This is a genomic window from Terrisporobacter othiniensis (genome assembly GCF_000808015.1).
Lineage (GTDB): Bacteria > Bacillota > Clostridia > Peptostreptococcales > Peptostreptococcaceae > Terrisporobacter > Terrisporobacter muris.
This window is the reverse complement of sequence record NZ_JWHR01000064.1, coordinates 137,574-160,830: the sequence shown is the minus strand read 5'-3', so window position 1 is coordinate 160,830 and position 23,257 is coordinate 137,574. Positions and strand designations below refer to the sequence as shown.

Sequence of the window (23,257 nt, the reverse complement as noted above, 5' to 3'; positions counted from 1 at the left end):
CATGCCTAAAGTAAGTGTTATAGTTCCTATATATAAAGTTGAAAAATATTTAAGACAATGTATAGATAGTATTATAAGTCAGTCATTGAAAGATATAGAAATTATACTAGTTAATGATGGATCTCCGGATAATTGCCCTAAAATATGTGATGATTATAAAAAAATAGATAGTCGTATAAAGGTAATACATAAAAAAAATGGTGGCCTTAGTTCAGCAAGAAATGCTGGAATGAAAATTGCGACAGGAGAGTATATTGGATTTGTTGATTCTGATGATTACATAGAATATGATATGTATGAAAAAATGTATTATACTGCAAAAGAGCATGATGTTGACTTTGTTATGAGTGATTATTATAAAGTACATGAAACTAATAAAACAGAAGTGTCAGCTATAATTGATGGTGGTCTTTATAATAAAAATAAAATTAAGAATATAATCTATCCTCAACTTATAATGAAAGAAAATATTGACTATGGACCACTTTTAGCAGTTTGGCATTGTTTATATAAAAATAGTTTTCTAAAAAATAATGATATATCTTTTGATGAAGTTGTAAAATATTCTGAAGATAATTTATTTAGTTCTACAGTAGGATATAAATCAGAGAGTTTTTACTATATGAAGGGAAGTTATTTCTATAACTATAGATATAATCCAAACTCAATATCTACAACATATAAGGAAGATTCACTTAGTGTATATGTAGAAATGAATAATAGATTATACAATAAATTTTATAATTGTAAAGAATTTAGCTTTAATAGGCAATTAAACTTACATATGATTTACTATACTTTTAATTATATTAATCAAGTAATAGGAAGTAATCTAACATTTAAAGAAAAGTATAAAAAAATTAAGGATACTATGATAAAGAAAGAAATAAGAAGAGCTTTTAACAACTTTACACTACCAGATGTAAATATGAAATTAAAGCTATGTATATTAATGTTAAAACATAAAATGGCTTTTATATATATGATAATTAGGGCAAAAAGTGCTTAGTTTATTATTAGGAGGAAAAAAATTATGATAAAAATAAGCGTTATAATGCCTGTATATAATAAAGAATTATATTTAAGAAATACTATAGAAGCTATATTAAAGCAAGATTATGAGAATTTTGAGTTAATTATAGTGAATGATGGTTCAACAGATAGTAGTAAAAATATTTGTGATGAATATGCAAGGAAAGATAGTAGGGTAAGAGTATATCATATTGAAAATGGTGGTGTATCTAATGCAAGGAATATAGGTATTGGACATGCTACAGGTGATTACATTCAATTTATAGACGGTGATGACTGCATAAATGAAGGTGTTTTTAATGAATATATATCAATATTAAATAAAGATAAATATGATATTATATTTTCGCCATATAACAAAGTAGACCATGAAGGAAATATATTAAATATTCAGCTAAATATTATTTTTTTCATAAGATAAGTTTTAATTATTTACAAGAAGCACAAAACTCTTCAAGTTTATTATATGATAATTTAGATTATTATATGCAGTTATTAATAAATTTAAAAATGAAAGATTTTATAATACAGAGCGGGTACTATAAAGGAGAAAATAAAAATATATTAAATTACAGAATTGTAGATTATATTTTTTATGTAGTCTTTTATACAAAGTTAGATAAGTCTAACATTAAAAATAAGGTGAAAAAATTATATGAAAATAAAAATATAATGAATAGTATCCAAGTGAAACTAACACTATCATTTAAAAATATAGTGATAAGATTTATAAGAAAAAATAGATATAACCTAGTTTATAACTGTTTATATATAAGAAAAGTAATGAGAGATATAGTTAGATTTATAGTACCTAGGGAGGAATAAGATTATGAAAAATATAGTGCTATATTCACACAGTGGTAGTAAAAACCATGGTTGTGAAGCTATAGTTAGAGGAACAGCTAAAATATTAGAGGGAGTAGGTAATATAAAGTTATTATCTCACGCTAAAGATGAAGATTTAAAATATGGAATAGATAATATAGTTGAGGTTGAAGTAGGTAAATCAAGTATAGATAAAAATTCTATTGACTTTTTTAAATCTTATTTAACATTAAAATTAAAAAAAGATACATCAAAGATGGATGCATTACAGTTTAAAATAGGATTAGAAAATATAGATAATGATAATATAGCAATTTCTATAGGAGGAGATACATACTGTTATTCAGATGTGTATAATCAAGTAGAGATACATAAAATGTACGGTAAAAAAGCCAGTAAAACAGTACTTTGGGGATGTTCAGTAGAGCCTAAATTATTAGAGGATAAAAGAGTATGTGATGATTTAGCAGCTTATTCTAAGATAATAACAAGAGAGAGCATTTCTTATGAAGCATTAAAAAAAACTAATAAAAATACTAAATTATATCCAGACCCAGCCTTTAATTTAGATAAAGTGGAGTTACCATTACCAGAATTATTTGAAGAAAATAATACAGTTGGAATAAATGTAAGTCCTTTAATAATCAGAAAAGAAAATAAAGAAGGAGTTACGTTAGATAACTATACAAAATTAATTCAGTATATATTAGATAATACTGATATGAAAATTGCATTAATTCCTCATGTAGTATGGGATCATAATGACGATAGAGAACCACTTAGTAATTTGTATGAAAGATTTAAGCATACTAACAGGGTGGTTATGATAGATGACTGTAATTGTATAGAATTAAAAGGATATATTAGCAGATGTAGATTATTTATTGGAGCGAGAACTCATGCTACTATAGCAGCGTATTCCACATGTGTACCAACTTTAGTTGTTGGATACTCAGTAAAAGCAAAAGGTATAGCTAAAGATATATTTGGAACTTATGAGAACTATGTTATACCAGTTCAAAGCTTAGAAAATAGTGATGACCTAATAAACTCTTTTAAATGGATATATAAAAATGAAGATAATATAAAGGAACACTTGAATAAATTTATGCCTGACTATAAGAGAAAAGGGTTAGAAGCAAAGAAAGAAATAGAAGAATTATTTATATAAGTTGGGAGTGAAATATATGGACAATCAATTAGTTAGTATAATAACTCCTTGTTATAATGGAGGCAAAGTTATATGTAGGTATTTAGATTCAGTATTAAATCAAACCTATAGAAATATTGAGCTTGTATTTGTTAATGATGGATCAACTGATAATACAGAGGAAGTTGTATTAAAATATAAATCATCATTTGAAAAATCTGGCATGAAATTAATTTATATAAAACAAGAAAATAAAGGTCTTGGAGGTGCTATAGATACAGGTCTAAAGTATTTTACAGGAGATTTTTTATGTTGGGCAGATGCAGATGATTTTTTCCATTCAGAATCAGTAGAAAAAAGAGTTGAATTTTTAAATAAAAACTTACAATATGGTTGTGTGACTAGTAATGCATATGTATATGATGAATGTAATTTAGATATTCCTTTATATAAGGTAGGTGATAGATCAAGTGATAATAAGTGTGAAGACCAATTTGAGTACCACCTAAGAGCGAAATCTATATTTTGTTGTGGTTGTCATATGATAAGAAGTGAAGCTTTTTTAGATGTAAATCCTAATCGAGAAATATTTCCTGCTAAAAGAGGTCAAAATTGGCAAATGTTATTGCCTGTATACTATAAGTATAAGAGAGGATTTTTAGATGAATGTCTGTATAATTATATTATATATAAATCAAGTATGTCTTCATTAGATACATCAAAAGAAGAAAGGGTTAGACGTTTTAATGAACATTATGAAATAATAGAAAATACACTATATAGAATAAATATGAGTAATTATGAACGTGAAAAGTACTTGAAGATATTTTATAATATATGCATTGTTGATATTTTTGATGTGTCAATTATATATACAGATATTAAGTTAGCACTGAAACAATACTTTAAGATGGTTAAATATAGATTATTAAGAAAGAATGACACAAAATCATTAGTAAAAATAATTATAAATAGCTTAATAAATTAATAAGAAATGGAGAAAAAATAAATTTGGATAAAGTTAGTATTATAGTTCCGATATTTAATTCAGAGAAATACTTAAGAACAAGTATTGAATCAATATTAAATCAAAGTTATAAAAATTTTGAGCTGATATTAATTAATGATGGATCAAGTGATGGAAGTTTAGATATATGCAAAGAGTACATAGATAAAGATGAACGTATTGTTTTAATTAATAAAAATAATGAAGGTGTATCATCAGCTAGAAATGAAGGGATTGATAAGTCTACAGGTAAATATATAGTTTTCTGTGATAGTGATGATTATATAGAAAAAAATTATTTTAAATATTTATATAAATAAAATATGCAATGAAGTAGCAGGTGTATCAGAAGAAAAACTTATAGAAGTTAAGAATTTAGATGTCTATCTTGAATATATAATGAGAACTATGCCAGGACCTTTTTTATCACCATGGGGTAAAATGTATAAAGCAGATATTATAAGAAATAACAAAATTTATTTTTTTTCTAAAATAATTAATTATCATTTTAGGGGAATTATAGGAAATGGTGGAATAAAAAAAAGAAAAAAATTTGACTTAGTTTATGATATTTCAAGTTATCATAAGGAAATAAATAAACTTTTAAGCAAATTGAAATATAATAAAGGTTTAAAAGATTTTATTGAGAGTTCATTTATAGAACATTATAAGTTAGTTTTTCAAAAGTTAATTTTAGAGGAATCTAATATAAGTAAAGCAGATAGAAATAATGTATTAAAACACTTATGTAAAGATAATGATTTTTGTAATTTTTTGACGCATAATAAAGGAAGGTTAAGATTATATACACTTATAAAAATTTTAGTTGATATAAAATGTTATAATTTATCTTATTTTATAATAAAAAATAGATTGAGATAATATATAAGGAGATAATATGAGAGATAATGTTAAAGTATCGGTAATAATTCCTATATATAATAGTGAAAAATATTTAGTACGTTGTTTAGATAGTATAGTAAATCAAACATTAAAAGATATAGAAGTTATATTGATAAATGATGGATCAACAGATAATAGTTTAGATATATGTAATGAATATGCAAAATTAGATCCTAGAGTAATAGTTATAAATAGCGAAAATAAAGGTGTTTCACAAGCTAGAAATCAAGGGATATACATGGCAAAAGGGCAATATATTTATTTTGTGGATAGTGATGATTATATGGATATACAGGGATTAGAAGAAATGTATAGTATAGCCAAAGAGAATGAAGTAGATATAGTAATATGTAATTTTTATAAAGATAATAAAATTGTAAAGTCATCTTTGCCACCTAATGTTAAATTAGAATATACGCAGTTAAATAAAGCATTACTAAAATGCAGTACAGATATGTTATTACCATTTCCATTTAGGAGTTTATTTAAAAATAGTGAAAAACAAAGGAGAATAAGTTTTAAATATACTTTAAAATATGGTGAAGATACATTGTATAATTTGAAATCATACTTTAATAATGTAAGTGTTTTTTATTTGGATAATCAATTTTATCACTATATATCTAATACAAACTCTGTAATGTCTACAAAGAAAGATAATTTATTACATAACTTAAATGATTTATATATAGAAAAAATAAATTTATTTACTAATAAAAATTTAGAAGAACATAAACAAGATGTATATGATTATTCTTTAGGACATATGTTAGATTTACTAATAGATGATGTATATAAGTATGATGAAATAAATCATATAAGAAATTCATTAAAAAGTATAAGAAATTCAGAAATGATAAGTGATGGATATAAATATTCTAACTTAAAGAATACAGGAGATACAAGAGTTTATAAACTGATAAAATTATTACTTAAATATAGATTGTATACAGCTTTAAAACATTTAATTATAATAATTAGATTAAAGAATAAAAATACGATAAATATATAGGTGAATAAAAATGATTAAGAAAATAAAGAAAAATAAAATATTTATTAAGATAAAGCCAATACTAGTATGCATATATAATAATTTATATAATATACCCATTAATAGTTTGATTTTTATAGATGAAATTATTAATTTATTTAATAGACCTAAAATTATGACTATTGAAGAATCTATCAACTATATACTTGACAATAAAGTTTCACTTAGTAGATTTGGTGATGGAGAAATGAAATTAATTTATAGGAGTGATATTTCTTTTCAAAAATATTCATCTGAATTAAGTATGAGACTAAAAGAAGTATTAAATAGTGATACTAATAACCATATGATTGGGATACCAAATGTTTTTGGTTTTTTAAATGAATATACATATGGACATAAAGTATACTGGGGAAAAAATTTATTATATTATAGGAAAAAATGGATTCTCAATTTAAGAAAGGATAAAATTTACATAAATGCATTTATTAGTAGATGTTATTTAGCTTTTAAGGATAAAAGCAAAAGTTATTACTATTTTAAGTTGATTAAAAATTTATGGAACAATAAAGATATTATAATAGTTGAGGGACAATATAGTAGATTAGGAGTAGGTAATGATTTATTTGATAATGCTAAATCTATAAAAAGAATACTATGTCCTAAAGAAGATGCTTATAGCTATTATGTAGAAATTTTAACTGAAATTAAAAAGATTGATAAAAATAGTATTATATTTTTGGCACTTGGACCAACAGCTACTGTTCTAGCATACGACTTAGCAAAATTAGGATATCAGGCAATAGATATAGGGCATGTAGATATTGAGTATGAGTGGTTTATAAAAAAGGCTAATAAAAAAATACCTATAAAAAGTAAATATGTTGCAGAATCAAAAGATGGCAAGTGTACATCTGATATAAAAGATGAACAATATTTAAATGAGATTATTTCAAAAATTATATAAACTAAATATTTAAATATATAGAAAATACAAAATTATGATTAGAAAGGAAGAGATTATTATTCATGCAGGGAGAAAATTGGACAACTGTAATCAAACCTAAAACAGGATGGTTTGATATAAATTTAAAAGAATTAATACAATATAAAGACCTTATAGTAATGTTTGTAAAAAGAGATTTTAAAACATTATACAAACAAACAATACTAGGACCACTATGGCTTATAATAAGTCCACTACTAACAACGTTAATGTTTACAGTAGTATTTGGGAATATTGCAAATATATCAACAGATGGGATGCCACAGATAGTATTCTATATGTTAGGTACAACGGTGTGGACATACTTCTCATCGTGTTTAACTAAAACATCATCTACATTTACAGGAAATGCAGCTATATTTGGAAAAGTATATTTTCCAAGGTTAGTAACACCGATATCAACAGTCATCTCAGGATTAATCAACTTCAGCGTACAATTTTTAATGTTTTTAGGATTTATGGGGTATTTTATGATAAAAGGATCACCAATTCATCCCAATTTATATATTCTAATGACACCATTCTTGTTAGTACAATTGGCAGCTCTTGCTTTAGGATTCGGAATAATTATTTCATCATTAACAACAAAATATAGAGATTTAGCAGTTTTAGTTACATTTGGTGTTCAACTTTGGATGTATGCAACACCTGTTGTTTATCCAGCATCTCAAATAAGTGGCAAATTAAAAACTTTAATGATGTTAAATCCAGTTTCTCCAATAGTGGAGACATTTAGATATGCATTTTTAGGAAGTGGTTCAATTCCATGGAACTATTTAGGAATAAGTGTGATTACTACTTTAGTGGTTTTATTTGTAGGAGTGGTTTTATTTAGTAGAGTTGAAAAGACTTTTATGGATACAGTTTAATAGATGGGAGAGTTTGATATGAGTGAAGTAGTTATCAAAATAGAAGATTTACATAAAAAATATAGACTTGGTGCCATAGGTGGGGGTACTTTGACTGCTGATTTACAAAGTTGGTGGGCAAAGGTTAGAGGAAAGGAAGATCCTAATACTAAGATAGGGGCTAAGACTTATGGAAAAAATGAAACTTTTATGGCTCTTAATGGAGTAGATTTACAAATTAATAAGGGGGATACTATAGGAATTATTGGTGGTAATGGAGCTGGTAAATCTACATTATTAAAAATATTATCAAGAGTAACTGCTCCAACAAAAGGAAGTTTAAAAATTAAAGGTCGTATTTCTAGTTTGCTTGAAGTTGGAACAGGATTTCATCCAGAGCTTACAGGAAGAGAGAATGTATACCTTAGTGGAGCTATTCTTGGAATGAGTAAGGAAGAAGTTGACTCTAAGATTGAGGATATCATAGAGTTCTCTGAATGTAGAAAGTTTATTGATACTCCAGTAAAAAGATATTCTTCTGGTATGTTTGTAAAATTAGCGTTCTCAGTAGCAGCTCATCTTGATTCGGAGATACTTATTATGGATGAAGTTTTAGCTGTTGGAGATATGAAGTTTCAAAAGAAATGTATAAATAAGATGTTGGATGTCGCACATTCTGGAAGAACTATACTATATGTAAGTCATAATATGCAGACTATAGAGCAGTTATGTAATAGGGTTGTTGTGTTAGATAAAGGCACTGTAAAGTATGATGGAAATGTAGAAACGGGTATAAGTATATACTTAAATAATAAGTGTGAAGGATCTAGTATATATAATAATTTATTTGAAAAAGAAAGAGAAGGATATTTACCCAAAGAACCACAAGCTAAATTTAATTATTTAGAGTTATTAGATAAAGATAATAATATTTTTGTAGATGGTGAAAAATTTAGATGTAATATAAATTGGAAAAATTATGATGATATACATGATGTTCAATTAAGATTTGAGATTAGAACTATAGATGATACTCCAATAGCTGCATCAGTATGCTCTAAAAAGTTTTCTTGTTATAAAGATACAGAAACAACATACGAAGTGGAACTAGATATAAGTAGGTTAGTTACAGGAAAATATCAATTACTAGTTGTTTTATGTGAAATAGGAGAACTTGGTGGATATAGAGATTTTGATGGAGTTTATCCAGCATGTGTATTTGAAGTAGTTAATTCTAAATTAAATGACTATGTATTTGAATGGAATCGTAAACAATGGGGTCATATACAATTAAAGGACTTAGATATGATTGAAGTTGAAACGTATGAAACAAGAGAAAAATCACTAGTTAATTATATATAAGAGAAAAATAAAGTTATAAGGAGTATACATGGCAGAGATTTCAATTATTGTACCAGTTTATAATGTGGAGAAATATTTAGGAAACTGTATAAAATCAATATTAAATCAAACATTTAAAGATTATGAACTTATACTTGTAAATGATGGATCTACAGATAAAAGTGGTGAAATATGTGATAAGTACGAGAAAATAGATAGCAGGATAAAAGTTATTCACAAGAATAATGGAGGCCAATCATCAGCAAGAAATGCAGGATTAGATATAGCTTGTGGAAAGTATATAGGGTTTATTGATAGTGATGATAGTATCCATCCTAGAATGTATGAGATATTATATGATTTAATAAAAAAACATAAAGCTGATATTTCATGTTGCAACTATAAAAATATATATAGTCTATATACTGAATATAATACAGATATAGAACAAACCGAAGTTATAGAAATGGATAATATTCAGGCAATAAATAATTTGTATGATAAAGAAATAGGTGTCAGATTAGTTGTGCCTTGGAATAAGTTATATAGTAAGCATTTATTTGATGATATTCGCTATGAAGTTGGAAGAATTCATGAAGATGAATTTATAATACATAGAATATTATATAAATGTAGAAAAATAGTATATGCAAATAATGAGTTATATCACTATTTACAAAGAGAAGGAAGTATAATGTCAAAGATATCATATAAGAAAAAAGTAGATGCTCTTCTTTCACAGTCTGATAGGATGAGATTTTGTAGAAAAGTGGGATTAATAGATATGTGTAATTATATATCTAAAATATATGAATATAATTTTTTTACTTTATACATGGAAATAGATAAAAATACAAATTCTGAAGCTAAACTTTTGAATGAGCTAAGAAAAGATTTTATATCTAACTTAAATACATTACTTAGATTAAAAAATTATAGTATTAAAGAAAAAAGGAATTGGATAATATTTGCTATTAGTCCTAAAGTATATAATTTTATTTCAAACTTAAGGAAGTATAAAAATTATAATAGCTAAGGATTATTGATATAGTGTATTTATAGATAACGCTATATGATTATATATAATATGTATGAAACCTTAGATTACTGGAAAAATATATACGTAACATAAGTTCTAGTAGAAGGACTTTCTAAATTACAATATAGAGGATACAATTCAGCAGGTGTTGAAGTAAACATTGGTGAAGAGTTATTAATTAGAAAAAATCAAAGGAAGATTACAAGTATTAGCATAAGATTTAACTGCTAATCCAATAAACGGAGGATATAGTAGTATTTAATCTAATAGATAAGCCTATGTGGTTAGATAATTTACTAAGTTATTTAAGTAAACATTCTACAAATATGTGGCTTGTGCATATGTTTTTCTATATGATCTTCTTTAAAGATTTAGTATATGCACCAAAGTATCCAATGCTTATATTTATATGGTTAGTTGTACTTTGTTTAGGAGCATCTTACTTAATTAATTTAATATACAAACCAATTATAAGTTTGTTAGATGAGAACTTAGAGAAAATAGAGCAGAATCGAAGAGGATTAAGTAAATCAGTTACAGCTGAATAGTATAATTAAAAGGAAGTTTTGTTATAATATAGCAAGTATAAAGGGCATAACATAGTGTTATGTCTTTTATTATGAATAAAATAAATAGGATCATCCATAGTATCGATACCTGTGGTACTTATATTCAGACAAGTCATAGGCTTTTTTAGATTGGGTAATATAGAAATGACAATAATATAAAATAGTTATGCAAAAACACCCCTTAGAGATTTTTCTCTAGGGGGTATTTTACTACAAAAAAAGGGAGAAAAATTGCACTGTACAAGATGTTATAATATAGCTAAAAGGAGGTATTTATGTCAAAGTTTAGAAAAAGAATACATAGAATAACAGAGTTTAATAAGTGTTTAGATATAATAGAGGATAACCTATCATATCCAACAGAAAGTATACTGAAAATTTTTAGAGAAAGGGGTTACTCTGAAAAAGTATTAAACAATATGATGAAAAATTTCTATATATCTGATAAAGGATATAATAAAATTATACGTACTTATATAAAAAGAAGGAAAAATAAAGAAAATTTACTGAAAAGAACTCGTTTTATATGTAAGGAGGATAAATACGATACATTTAATATTAAAAGACATATACTTTTAGACATAGTATGTAGTTATAACTTTTGTAATTTACCTATGAAGTATATATCATACTATTTAAACGATAAAAGATGGATAAATTCTAATATTGAGGAAATCTTTGACCTAAACAAGTATCTTATAAAGGGGATATAAAAACATATGGCTAAAAATAAAGATAAGATACTATTATTATATTTATTTCAAAATTCTAATCTTAAAGAAATAGATATATATAGTCTATTAAAAACTATACTTAAATTACGTAACGTCATGGAAGCGTGCACCATAGGTGGACAAAATAAAAATAAAAATGAAAATGAAAATGAAAATAAAAATAAAAAATAAAAAGAAAAACCATAGGGGGATATGGTACTACATATGATAACGAGGGATAAAAAATATAATAACTTACCTAAGGATGTAATCAACAGTCTTACTAAAATGATAACAATCATAAGTACCATAGAAGAAAATTTATTCTTACCTAAAGATGATATACTTAGAGAAATCAATATTAAGATAGATTCACTACAAAGAGCTATGGATGTTTTTAATCAATATTATCCAGATAAGAGAGTTAATTTATCCACATACATAATACAGAGAAAGAAAACGGAAGCAGTAAAATCAATTGAGGCTGATGGAAGTTTTTGAAGTAAAACTAAGGCTGCAGTAATAGCTTATCAAAAATCAAGGGCATTAAGTGCAGATGGATATGTTGGTCATGATACTCATACGGCTATTATTAATGATTAGTATTTATGAAAAAGTAATTATAATTGAAAATTTTTTATCATATGACATAATTTAAAAAGATAAATTTATGTATAAAATAGTAGATAGAATACTAAAAAATGGGGAGAATGATATGAGTAAAAAAACAAAAAGAATAGTATTTGCCTTATTACTGCTTGTAATAATTTGCTTAATTGGGATATATGAAGTATACATATCTTATAATAAAATAACAGTAAGTGATTACAATATAAAATCAAATCAAATTAACAACTCAGTCAATGCAGTTATAATATCTGACCTTCATGACAATCAGTTAGGAGAAAACAACGAAGACTTAATAAATGAAATAAACTCTCTATCACCTGATATTATCCTTTTTGTAGGAGATGGAGTAAACTCAGATTCAAAAGACAGTAAAATAGTCACAAACCTTATGAAACAGCTCTGCAAAAACCACAAAGTATTTTATTCCTTGGGAAATACAGATATCGATTACATAGAAGCAGGCATATCTGATTTACTAAAAGAGCTAGAAAGTGTAGGAGTTACTATACTTGATAATGAGTACAAGGATATAAATGTAAACGGAAATAACATAAGAATAGGTGGAATGTATTCATATGCTTTTGGATTAAATGATAACAATGATGTTGACAAAGACACTATGGAAGAAGGAGTATACGATTTTCTAGCAGACTTCCAAGACACAAACAATTACAAAATCATGATGGCACACAGACCAGATAGTTTTATATTTGGAGATGCATCAGAAGTATGGAACATAGACCTAGTAGTAAGTGGACACAACCATGGAGGACAAGTTGTTCTTCCTTTTGTTGGAGGACTTTATGGTGGAGATCAAGGCTGGTTTCCAGAGTATGATAAGGGATTTTTTGATTTAAATAAAGTAAAAATCCTTATAACTAGTGGGTTAGGCTCAGGTAAGCAGAAGTTGCCTAGATTTAATAATCCACCAGAAATAGTTAATTTACATTTATCAAAATAATAAAATAAAAATCTATCAAATTAATAGTACTCATATGTTGGATCAAAAAATTACCATTTGCCTTCTTTAAGATTAAGTTTAGTAAAACTAAGTAAAACAAAAATTTTTATAAACCTAAAAATATATATACTAAACTACAAAAAACTATAGCCTAAACTTTTGTGAAAAAATACCTCAACAAAGCCATTACAAACACTTAAATATATGAGAATAAATAAAAAACAAGTAAAAATGAAAAAAATACACTATGAAAACAACCTCACTCCTTACACAATACTCACTTCTTGAAAATCGACTATACAAAGGCCTTTTGAAGGAATATAATATTAATAAATTTGAAAAAAGGGAAGGTTTTAATATGGATAGGCGGACCAAGGAAAAAGAAAATCAAAGAAGAAAAGAAATAGGGTTAATTTTATTAGGTACTATAATTTTAGCCTTTGGAGTTTACAATTTAAATTATCAAAACAACATAACGGAAGGTGGAGTTTTAGGAGTTTTATTATTACTAAAAAATCTCTTTAATATAAATCCATCTGTGGCAAATATAATAATAGACATTTCATTATTTGTAATAGGATACAAATTCTTTGGGAAAAAATTCTTAATTTACTCAATGATTGCAACAATAGGTTTTTCTGTTTTTTATGCAGTATTTGAAAGTATAGGGCCACTTGTGCCTGTGTTTGACAGCAAATTACTAGGTACAGTGCTAGCAGGTTTATTTGTAGGAGTTGGCGTGGGTATAGTAGTTAGGGCTGGAGCAGCAGCTGGTGGAGACGATGCATTGGCATTAATCATTTCTAAAATAACATCTATGACTATTGGAAAGGTTTATCTCATAGGAGATATTTCGGTACTTTTACTTTCTTTATCTTATCTATCAACATATGATATTTTCTGGTCTTTGATCGCAGTTAGTATAAGTGGAAAAACCATAGATTATATATATAATTATAAAATGGAACCAGCTAAAGCAATTTAGAAGAATATAAATATAGGAAAAAATATAAAAATTAAACAAATATAAAAGAATGTGAAAATTAAAGAATATTAAAATAAAAGAATATTAAAATAAAAGAAAAATAGACTTTATATATTGATAAAAAGTTTTAAGCCAGTAGTTATAATGAATCTTGTTAACTATTGGCTTTATTTTTTTGAAGACTTGGAGCACCGCATTTTTGCTAGAGCTATAAAACAAAAGTTGTTCATATGCCTTTGTAAGATATATAGATGTGCTTGTTAAAAGTTATTAAATGAAAAAATATATCAGGATACCGTATTAAAAACTTACAAAAAATACTATAATGTAATATATGTGAAAGTAAAAAAGTAAATTATAAGCTAGTTAACTTATTTATTATAAAGGAGCAAAACTATGAGCAAATTAGCGAGAGCCACTTTTGGACTTATGGTGGCCACAATAATAGCAAAAATACTGGGATTTGGGAGAGAATTAGTCCTTGCTGCTGGATATGGAACAAGCATTTACAGTGATTCCTATGTAACAGCTATGAATATACCACAGGTTATTTTTGCCATAATAGGTAGCACCTTAGCAACGGTGCTTATACCCATGTATATGGAAGTACATAGTGAAAAAGGAGAAGAAAGATCTCTTAAGTTTATAAATAACGTGTTTAACTTAGTTGTGATTGCGTGTATAGTCCTTTCAATCCTTGGATTTATATTCACAGAGCAAATTGTAAATGTGTTTGCTGTGGGATATGAGGGAAAGGCACTGGAAGTTGCAATTAATTTTACTAGAATAACTATCTTGGGAATTGTGTTTACAGGACTTAGTTATGTTATGACTTCTTATTTACAAATAAAAAATGATTTTATTATGCCAGGTCTTAGTAGTGTGCCAAAGAATGTGATTATAATTGTGGCAACTTTACTTAGTATCAAGCATGGCCCTTATTTGATGATTTGGGGGACTTTGATTGGAATGGCAAGTGAGTTTTTATTTCAACTACCTTATGCAATTAAGGCAGGATATAAGTATGTACCAATTATTGATATAAAAGATAAATATATTAAAAAGATGGCTTGGCTGATTATGCCTGTGTTAATCGGAGTGGCAGTAAATCAGGTAAATACTTTGGTGGATAGAACTCTGGCCTCTACTTTACCAGTGGGGACAGTGTCTGCACTGAATTATTCAAATAAGCTGACATCATTTGTTATAGCTATTTTTATAACATCAATTTCATCAGTGATTTATCCAATTTTGTCACAATTATCTAGTGAAAATAACAAGGAGAGATTTACTTCTTCTGTTATTAAAAGTATAAACTGTGTCATAATTTTAGTTTTACCTATAACTGTGGGAACTATAGTGTTGGCATTGCCTATTGTTAGAGTGTTGTTTGAAAGAGGGGCGTTTGATGCAAATGCAACTTACTTGACTGCTTTAGCTCTTGCTATGTATTCCATAGGAATGGTGGCTTATGGGTTGAGAGATGTGCTGGGTAAGATTTTTTATTCTCTGCAAGATACGAAAACTCCTATGGTCAATGGTGTAATTGCCATGGCTATGAATATGATTATGGACGTGGTGTTTATCAAGTTTTGGGGATTGGCAGGACTGACCCTTGCTACTAGTTTGTCTTCCATGGCTTGTATTATGTTGTTGTTTAGAAGTTTGAAAAAGAAGATCGGGTACTTTGGACAGGATAAGATTGTGGGGGCAACAGCGAAAAGCTTGGTGGCTTCACTGATTATGGGTGCTGTGGCTTATTATTCTTATCATTACATGATTAGGTTTACTCACACTGGTGGGGAAACGGAGTTCGTTGTGCTGATGGTGGCTGTGACTTTGGCAGCTGCTGTGTATGGTGGTTTGATTATGCTGTTTAAGGTTGACGAGATTAGGATTGTTACGGATGTTGTGAAGAGAAGGTTGAAAAAGAGTAATTAAATAGAATATTAAATGTAAAATACCTCAATTGTTGAATTAAAATCCAAAAATTGAGGTATTTTTTATTTTAATTGTTTACCAAAGCGACATGAATTAAGCAAGTTTATTATAAAAGTATAGTTTAAATATGAAAAATTGTTGACAATGTATCATTTTAAAATACAATCATTAATACAAGGGAAAAATTATAGGGGAGAGACTAATGAATTTTATAAAAAAAGTAGTAAAAAAAATACAAGAAGGTATGCTACAGGAGATGTGGGAAGAAACCAAGTGGATGTATCAATATGCAAAGAGATACAAGATAGCCATACTTTTCTACATTTTATTAGGGGTAGTAGGAACTGGCATGAGCTTGGGTGGAAGTGTGGCATCCAAATACCTTATAGATGCAGTAACAGGGGTGGACAAAAGAAACATAGGATATATCGTGTTTCTGATTATAGCAATGGCAATACTAGGTGTAATTATCAAAGCTGTATCCTCTAGAATCACAGCAAAAATTAGTGTAAAAGTTAATAATGAAATACAAAGAGAAGTTTATGATAAAATAATGACCACTGATTGGTTGTCTATGACGAAATTCCATAGTGGAGATTTACTTAATAGATTGAACTCAGATGTGGGAACAGTGTCAAACAGTGTTCTAGGATGGGTTCCCAGCTTGATTACAAAGTTGGCACAGTTTTTAGGAGCATTGGGTATAATTTTGTATTATGATCCAACCATGGCAGCTTTAGCACTACTTAGTGCACCAGTTATGCTAATTTTTTCAAAAATGCTTATGACAAAAATGAGATTTTATAATAAGAGAACTAGAGAAGTTTCCAGTGATGTAATGGCATTTAATGAAGAATCATTTCAAAATATACAGTCCATTAAATCATTTGATTTGATTGGACTTTTCAGTAGAAGACTGATAGATATGCAGGAAAAATACAAAGATGTATATATGGATTACAATAAATTTTCTATATACACTTCTTCTTTTATGTCCTTGGTGGGGATGATGGTTTCTTATTCATGTTTTGGATGGGGAGTGTATAGACTGTGGAGTGGAGCTATTACTTATGGTACCATGACTTTATTTTTACAGTTGTCAGGATCTTTGACAGGTACTTTTTCAGCACTAGTTGGATTGGTGCCTTCTGCAATTTCAGCAACTACTTCAGCAGGAAGATTGATGGCGTTTTTTGATTTGCCTCATGAAGAGAAAATAGATGATGAGAAGGTTAAGTTAGTGGAAAAAGGAGGTTTGGATAAGGGTCTTTCAGTGAAGTTGGAAGATGTTATGTATAATTATGATGAGAATAAAGTAGTGTTTGAAGAGGCTTATGTGGAAGCTAATCCAGGAGAAATAGTAGCTTTAGTTGGACCTTCTGGTGAAGGAAAGACTACCATGGTGAGATTGTTGTTGGGTCTTATTAATGCTAAAAAAGGTAAGGCAGTGGTGAAAGATGCCTTTGGTGTGGAGTGTAAGATTTCTGCAAATACTAGAAGATTTTTTGCTTATGTACCACAGGGAAATACCATATTCTCTGGAACTATAGGTGATAATATGAGAATGGTGAAGGAAAATGCCACTGATGATGAGATTGTGGAAGCGTTGAAGGCTGCTTGTGCATGGGATTTTGTGAAGCAGTTACCAGAAGGATTGGAGAGTAAAGTTGGTGAGAGAGGTGGTGGATTTTCTGAAGGTCAGGCTCAGAGGTTGTCCATTGCTAGAGCTTTGCTTAGAAGAAGTCCAATATTGTTGCTAGATGAGGCAACTTCTGCGCTGGATGTTTATACGGAGAGGGAAGTTCTTAGAAATATTATGGATATGGGATATGCGAGAACTTGTATTGTTACTACTCATAGACCTAGTGTGCTGAGTATGTGTGACAGAGTTTATAAAATTGATAGAGGTAGCGTAGCAGAGATTGATTGTATGGAAGTTGAGAGATTGATAAAGGATTTTTAGAAGAAGAGTTGCTTCAGTTTTGATGAGGTAATTTTTGTGTAAATAGAAGATTCTATTATAAACAATTGAAAGTAATTAACAAATAAAATTTTTGTATACATATATAAAGTAAGTTTTTTAAATAAGTACGAAATTATGTACATATAGGAGTTTCTAGAATGGTAAAATGTGGTATAATTTATTATATTAGTAATAATGAAAACTTAATGGGGAGATGAAAAAGTTGAATAAAAAGGGGAAAATAGTTACCGGAATTATTGTGGTAGTTACAATCTTTGGGGGAGGATTGTGGTTTAACAACAAAAATTTACCAAATAGTAATTCAAATAAAGGCTCAAACTCTACTGAAGTAGAAAGTGAAGCTATAGAAATTCCAAAAGCAGACTCAGCAAAAGTAGAAGACATATCAGGATTCAACGAAAATACAAAAGAAAAAGTAGGTGGACTAAAGCTACCTTATAGTGTGGAGAATACAAATTTAGTAATAGAAAACATAGGACAATATACAGGTCCATTTGTAGAAGATGGCAGCGACACACCAACAGCTAATGTTCTCTCTATTCTAGTTAAAAACAATTCAGATCAAGTCATTCAATATGGAGAAATAAATGTAAAAATAAATAAAAAGGATACAGTAACTTTTAAGGTATCAAATTTAGAACCTAAAACATCAGCTCTAGTTATGGAATCAAGTGGAAAAGTTGAATATAAAGAAGATGACAAGTATAAAGTAGTAGACTCATTGGATGCAACAATAGAAAAAATGCCAATGATGGACAAGCAAATTCAAATAGTAAGCTCAGAAGACAAGAAGATAAAAATAAAAAATATTTCAGATAAAGACTTAGGAACAGTATATGTATACTACAAAAATATACAAAATGGGGGCGCATATTTAGGTGGTATTACATATAGAGCAAAATTTGAAAATATGAAAGCAGGAGCAATATTGGAAGCTGAAACTTCTCATTTCTATAAAAATGGAAGTCATATATTAATGGTGGATAATGTTCCATCAGAGTAAAATAAATATTATTAATTGTGGATTTTAGCTAGATCTATAATTTAATATTTATATAAAATTTATGGGGTTGATTTATCTTAATCTTTTAATAAGGGGGGGATTTATTTTTAGTTTTTCTAAAGATAAATTAACAAAGATTTTGAAAAGGGGGAAAAATTAATTGGGGAAAATAATGAAGAAATTCATGTCGACACTTTTAGCATTAGCTATGACTATTACAGTACTTCCTCTTAGTTCTGTATCATCATTTGCAGATCAGGTAAGTAAAAAAAGTAGTAAAGCAGCTAGTAGACCACAAACTTTAGCAGCAACAGCAACTACATATAAATATGAAAAAGTTAGTAAGATAGATAGTACTAGTGACAATTATTTAATTGTTTATGGAAGTAATAGTGTGGCATTAAATAATAAAGGTGATAGCAATAGTAATGATACAAGTGTAAGTATTACAAACAGAAGTGACGGATTTTATGATATTACTAATGTTGACAATAGTGTATTATGGAATTTTAGTAAGACAGTAAGTAGTAGTGCATCAGATGTTAAGATAAGTAATATGTCAGGAAAGAAGTTATGTGTAAATAATGGCTCTGTAAGTATGAATATCGAAGGTGATGACTTAGTAGTAGCTAAGAATGGTGAGTATTTTAATATATATTATGATTATTCTTATTTAACTAGTAAAAGTAATTATTTACAGTATAAAAATAATATGTTTTTAGGAAAACAAATCAAGAGTGATGGATCCTCAGAATCAACTTATAAAATGACAATATACAAACAAATACCAATAACAGTTAACTATACTTACACTTTTACACAACCAACAAAAACATCATATAAAGTAGGACAAAGTATAGATTTAACTGGAGGAAAAATAACAAAATCAGGAGATGATGGAACTAAACAAGATATATCTTTAACAGAAGATGGTGTAGAAGTTACTGGATTTGATAGTTCTTCAGTAGGAGAAAAAACTGTAACAGTAAAATATGAAAATCAAACATTTATATTTAAAGTAGAAGTTAAAGATTCAACAATAACAGCGATAGATCCAACAATACCAGATGATGCAGAATATCCAAACCAAGGTTCGGTAAGAGTTAGCAAAGATGTTACTGATGATACAAAATCAAGTTTCGACAGTACCGGTCTTGCAAGAATTGAACTTGGTGTTACGGGTGTTCCATCTAAAAAAGGCGTAGATGCAGTATTAGTATTTGATAGATCTTACAGTATGAATACAAAGGTAAGTGGTACTAATAAAACTAGAGCTCAGGTTGCAAAGGAAGCTTCTATTAAATTTATAGAAAAAGTTTTAGAAGATAATGCAGATGGAAGTTCTTCAAATAACCGTATTGCTATAGTTACATTTAATGATGATGCAACAACATTAGTAGCGCTAAGTGATGATAAAACTACTTTGAAAAATGCAATAAATAGTTTGAGCAATACCGTAAGAAGAGGTAATACAAACTATGATGCAGGTGTAAAATCTGCTTATAATATTTTAAATACAGCTAAAAGTCAAAGTGGATATAACAGAGAGCAATCTGTATTATTCTTAAGTGATGGAGCGCCACAAAATGGGTATAATGACTATGGTGTTGGAATGTCAGATCGAACATATAATAACTTAGTTAATGCAGGAGTAGCAACAACTCACAAATATTCAACTAATGTTAAAAATCTTCCAGCTACTATGTATACAGTTGGATTTGGTTTAGCTGATTATAGTGGATTTTCAAAAGCGCAAACAGAGCAGATATTAAGAGATTGGATGGCATCATCGTCAGATACTTTTTACTCAGTTCAAAGTGCAAGTGAACTAGATGATGCTTTTGTTAACATAGGTACAGCTATTAAAAAAGCAGGTACTAATGCTAGTGTAACAGATAAAATGGGTAGTAGTTTTAATTTGCAAATGGGACAACAATATCCATCAGGTGTAACTGCAGCGACATTCCCAACTGATTTTGATACAACAATAAAAGTTCTAAGTTATAAACTAGATGACCAAGGTAAGCGTACAAATCAATTTACTACTAAAGAAACAGTTACTTTTAGTAAAGACGGAAAAATTGCAAAATCAGATAAGAAAACAGATGCAAATATTATTGTAGATAATAAGATAGTAGCTAAAAACTTTACTTATGATTTAAGTACAGAAATATTTACTTGGACTATAGGAGATATTACAGAAGAAGAGATAGTACTAAGTTACCCAGTATATTTAACAGGTTCTATGGAAGGAACTAGAGATGCTGGAAACTATGATACTAATGAATCGGCAAAATTAAATTATACAAATATAAATAATAAACCATGGGAAAAAGAATTTGCAAAGCCTTCTCTACCATGGAAGAGCGCAAATGTTAAAGTTGAATATTATTTAGTTAATAAAGAAGGTCAACCTATCAATAGTGCAGGCACAGTAGTTCCTTATGAATATAGAAAGACAATTTCATCAGAAACAAAAGGACTTACTAAAGGCCAAAATGTTGATATAAAAGCATCAGATAATACTCCAAATGGATATACATTACATAATAATGATGCATTTTATAAGATAACAGGAGTAGGTCAAGCTGGTGCAGTAAGAACTTACTCAGATAACGATAAGAGTACAAAAGTATCTAATACTGATACACCATATACTACATCATCTGTAGCATTTGGTGTTATGACAAGTACTGATCTGAAATCAGATTCTATTGTTCTTGATTATGGAAAACCAATAACATTTAATGTTTTATCAAATGATGGTTTGAAAAATATTAAATTAAATGGTATCGCGAAGCAAGAAGGAACAAGTATAGGCACTGAATTAAATACAGGAGTTTCAAAAAATCATAATGATGCATTTTTAGAAACTGCAAATGAAGAATTTGGTTCAGCAAAAGTTAAAAATAACACTGGTGATGTAACTTATACATTATCAAAATATATGAGTGGAATTGATAAATTCTATTACGAAGCAACAGGAACAACTACTAATAGCGAAGGTCAAGAAGATGATTTCTATAAATATTCTTCTATATCTGTAATACCAGCAACTTCAGTTTACTATGAAGATAACTTTGGTAGTGATAATCCAGATGGAACAAATGGAATCATATTTGGAGGTGGTTGGACTGTAGCAGAGGATACTTCTTATAATGCTACAGAAAAAGAAGAACAAGATAGTAATCAAGGCTCAGATGCAACATATGGTAAAGATAGTTCGTATTCAAATGATGGAACTTTTAGCTATGGATCAGCACATGTTGTAACAGCAAAAGATGGTCAATCTGCTACTGCTGAATTTAAATTCAAAGGAACGGGTTTTGATTTAATTAGTAGAACTGATAATAATACAGGATGGATGAAAGTAAGGGTATACAATTCTAATGGTAAATTAGTTAAAAATATTGCAAGAAACACAGTATATGAAACTGAGGGAGGAGCTTTATATCAAATACCTGTAGTTAATGTAAATAATTTAACTTATGGTGAATATAGAGTTGTAATAACTATAAGTGAATCAACTAATTCAGCAGGAGAAACAACTCCAAGTACAGTTTATATAGATGGAATACGTATATATAATCCAATAGATCCAAATGGAGAAGATGCAGCAGAAGCAAATAATCAATATAAAAATGACAAAGAAGCCAATGCCATTGTTAAAGAAATAAGAAATCTATTACTTGATACAGATAGCTTAACATCAGATACAAATGCAACAGGAATAGTATTTGTGGACTCAAAAGGAGATACACCAACTATATCAAATTATAAAGATTTAGGACCTAATAATGAAGTTTATCTTTCAAAAGGTAACTCAATAGGATTTAAGTTAAAATCTTCAACTCCTACATCAATAAAAATAGGAGCAAAAGCACCAAGTGGATCAACTAAAGTTGCAATAGGTTCTAATGTTAATTCTACTAAAGATTTCACACTAAATAGTGCTACAGATATGTATTACGATGTTACTAATGCAATAGTATTTGATGATAATGGTGAAGCGTATGTAGTAATTACAAATACAGGAGATAGTGATGCAATAGTATCTTTAACTAATATTAAATTTACTTATGATGAAGAACCTTTAATTCAACCATCAATACTGTCAAATATAGAGGTAGGAGAATATACTGTAAAAATGACATTAGATAGAAATAGTATTGAAGGTAGTGATTCATCAAAAGATGATAATGAAACTGAAGATAGTACAGATGAGCAGCCTAATGAAAATCCAAGTAATGATAAAAATAATACCCTTGATAAAGTTGCTAATACTATAAAAAATACAATTAAAAATTTATTTTCAAAATGGTTTAAATAG

At 28.1% G+C, this 23,257-nt stretch carries 22 protein-coding genes and 1 pseudogene; all 23 read left to right on the top strand.

Features of this window, described 5'->3' with window-relative positions:
• The first annotated feature begins 1 nt into the window (after position 1).
• The 23 genes and pseudogenes from QX51_RS06720 to QX51_RS06615 all read left to right on the top strand — a co-directional run bounded on the left by QX51_RS06720 (position 2) and on the right by QX51_RS06615 (position 23,257).
• Positions 2 to 1,009 (top strand): glycosyltransferase family 2 protein, encoded by a 1,008-nt coding sequence (locus tag QX51_RS06720; RefSeq protein WP_039679121.1) that lies wholly within the window; start codon positions 2 to 4, stop codon positions 1,007 to 1,009.
• A gap of 24 nt (positions 1,010 to 1,033) precedes the next feature.
• Positions 1,034 to 1,453 (top strand): glycosyltransferase family 2 protein, encoded by a 420-nt coding sequence (locus tag QX51_RS06715; RefSeq protein WP_052232924.1) that lies wholly within the window; start codon positions 1,034 to 1,036, stop codon positions 1,451 to 1,453.
• Between the two features lie 89 nt (positions 1,454 to 1,542).
• On the top strand, positions 1,543 to 1,857 hold the full coding sequence (locus QX51_RS06710) for a hypothetical protein (protein ID WP_152607219.1): 315 nt from the start codon (positions 1,543 to 1,545) through the stop codon (positions 1,855 to 1,857).
• A 4-nt stretch (positions 1,858 to 1,861) separates the two neighbouring features.
• On the top strand, positions 1,862 to 3,028 hold the full coding sequence (locus QX51_RS06705; RefSeq protein ID WP_039679119.1) for a polysaccharide pyruvyl transferase family protein: 1,167 nt from the start codon (positions 1,862 to 1,864) through the stop codon (positions 3,026 to 3,028).
• Between the two features lie 16 nt (positions 3,029 to 3,044).
• The gene (locus QX51_RS06700; RefSeq protein WP_052232923.1) at positions 3,045 to 3,995 is read left to right on the top strand and encodes a glycosyltransferase family 2 protein; all 951 of its coding nucleotides are present in this window, start codon (positions 3,045 to 3,047) and stop codon (positions 3,993 to 3,995) included.
• A gap of 23 nt (positions 3,996 to 4,018) precedes the next feature.
• Positions 4,019 to 4,333, top strand: coding sequence for a glycosyltransferase family 2 protein (locus tag QX51_RS06695; RefSeq protein ID WP_039679118.1), 315 nt, complete (start codon positions 4,019 to 4,021; stop codon positions 4,331 to 4,333).
• Positions 4,334 to 4,412: 79 nt separating this feature from the next.
• A complete protein-coding gene (locus tag QX51_RS06690; protein ID WP_152607218.1) occupies positions 4,413 to 4,895 on the top strand; it encodes a hypothetical protein in 483 nt (160 codons plus the stop codon).
• Positions 4,896 to 4,911: 16 nt separating this feature from the next.
• Entirely contained in the window at positions 4,912 to 5,928 is a 1,017-nt protein-coding gene (locus tag QX51_RS19415) for a glycosyltransferase family 2 protein (RefSeq protein ID WP_052232922.1), read from the top strand.
• Positions 5,929 to 5,938: 10 nt separating this feature from the next.
• Positions 5,939 to 6,874 carry an SP_1767 family glycosyltransferase gene (locus tag QX51_RS06680; protein ID WP_052232921.1) on the top strand — a complete coding sequence of 312 codons (936 nt, stop codon included), beginning with the start codon at positions 5,939 to 5,941 and terminating at the stop codon, positions 6,872 to 6,874.
• 62 nt (positions 6,875 to 6,936) lie between these two features.
• Positions 6,937 to 7,782: an ABC transporter permease gene (locus tag QX51_RS06675; RefSeq protein WP_039679116.1), complete on the top strand. Its 846-nt coding sequence runs from the start codon at positions 6,937 to 6,939 to the stop codon at positions 7,780 to 7,782.
• Positions 7,783 to 7,800: 18 nt separating this feature from the next.
• A complete protein-coding gene (locus QX51_RS06670; protein WP_052232920.1) occupies positions 7,801 to 9,123 on the top strand; it encodes an ABC transporter ATP-binding protein in 1,323 nt (440 codons plus the stop codon).
• Between the two features lie 28 nt (positions 9,124 to 9,151).
• Positions 9,152 to 10,138 (top strand): glycosyltransferase family 2 protein, encoded by a 987-nt coding sequence (locus tag QX51_RS06665; RefSeq protein ID WP_039679115.1) that lies wholly within the window; start codon positions 9,152 to 9,154, stop codon positions 10,136 to 10,138.
• Between the two features lie 281 nt (positions 10,139 to 10,419).
• Positions 10,420 to 10,689: a hypothetical protein gene (locus QX51_RS06660; protein WP_039679114.1), complete on the top strand. Its 270-nt coding sequence runs from the start codon at positions 10,420 to 10,422 to the stop codon at positions 10,687 to 10,689.
• 296 nt (positions 10,690 to 10,985) lie between these two features.
• Positions 10,986 to 11,423, top strand: coding sequence for a hypothetical protein (locus QX51_RS06655; RefSeq protein WP_039679113.1), 438 nt, complete (start codon positions 10,986 to 10,988; stop codon positions 11,421 to 11,423).
• A gap of 6 nt (positions 11,424 to 11,429) precedes the next feature.
• Positions 11,430 to 11,615 (top strand): hypothetical protein, encoded by a 186-nt coding sequence (locus QX51_RS06650; RefSeq protein WP_039679112.1) that lies wholly within the window; start codon positions 11,430 to 11,432, stop codon positions 11,613 to 11,615.
• A 33-nt stretch (positions 11,616 to 11,648) separates the two neighbouring features.
• Positions 11,649 to 11,924: a hypothetical protein gene (locus QX51_RS06645; RefSeq protein WP_039679111.1), complete on the top strand. Its 276-nt coding sequence runs from the start codon at positions 11,649 to 11,651 to the stop codon at positions 11,922 to 11,924.
• Positions 11,925 to 11,939: 15 nt separating this feature from the next.
• Positions 11,940 to 12,026 (top strand): annotated as a pseudogene (locus QX51_RS21775) (peptidoglycan-binding domain-containing protein); the annotation flags it as partial.
• 112 nt (positions 12,027 to 12,138) lie between these two features.
• Positions 12,139 to 13,014, top strand: a complete 876-nt coding sequence (locus QX51_RS06640) for a metallophosphoesterase (protein ID WP_052232933.1) — start codon at positions 12,139 to 12,141, stop codon at positions 13,012 to 13,014.
• A 358-nt stretch (positions 13,015 to 13,372) separates the two neighbouring features.
• A complete protein-coding gene (locus tag QX51_RS06635) occupies positions 13,373 to 13,999 on the top strand; it encodes a DUF6198 family protein (RefSeq protein ID WP_039679110.1) in 627 nt (208 codons plus the stop codon).
• A 396-nt stretch (positions 14,000 to 14,395) separates the two neighbouring features.
• Complete coding sequence (murJ, locus tag QX51_RS06630; RefSeq protein ID WP_039679109.1) at positions 14,396 to 15,940, top strand: murein biosynthesis integral membrane protein MurJ; 1,545 nt, start codon at positions 14,396 to 14,398, stop codon at positions 15,938 to 15,940.
• A gap of 202 nt (positions 15,941 to 16,142) precedes the next feature.
• Complete coding sequence (locus QX51_RS06625; protein WP_039679108.1) at positions 16,143 to 17,903, top strand: ABC transporter ATP-binding protein; 1,761 nt, start codon at positions 16,143 to 16,145, stop codon at positions 17,901 to 17,903.
• A 223-nt stretch (positions 17,904 to 18,126) separates the two neighbouring features.
• Entirely contained in the window at positions 18,127 to 18,927 is an 801-nt protein-coding gene (locus QX51_RS06620) for a hypothetical protein (RefSeq protein WP_039679107.1), read from the top strand.
• A 160-nt stretch (positions 18,928 to 19,087) separates the two neighbouring features.
• A complete protein-coding gene (locus QX51_RS06615; protein ID WP_039679106.1) occupies positions 19,088 to 23,257 on the top strand; it encodes a VWA domain-containing protein in 4,170 nt (1,389 codons plus the stop codon).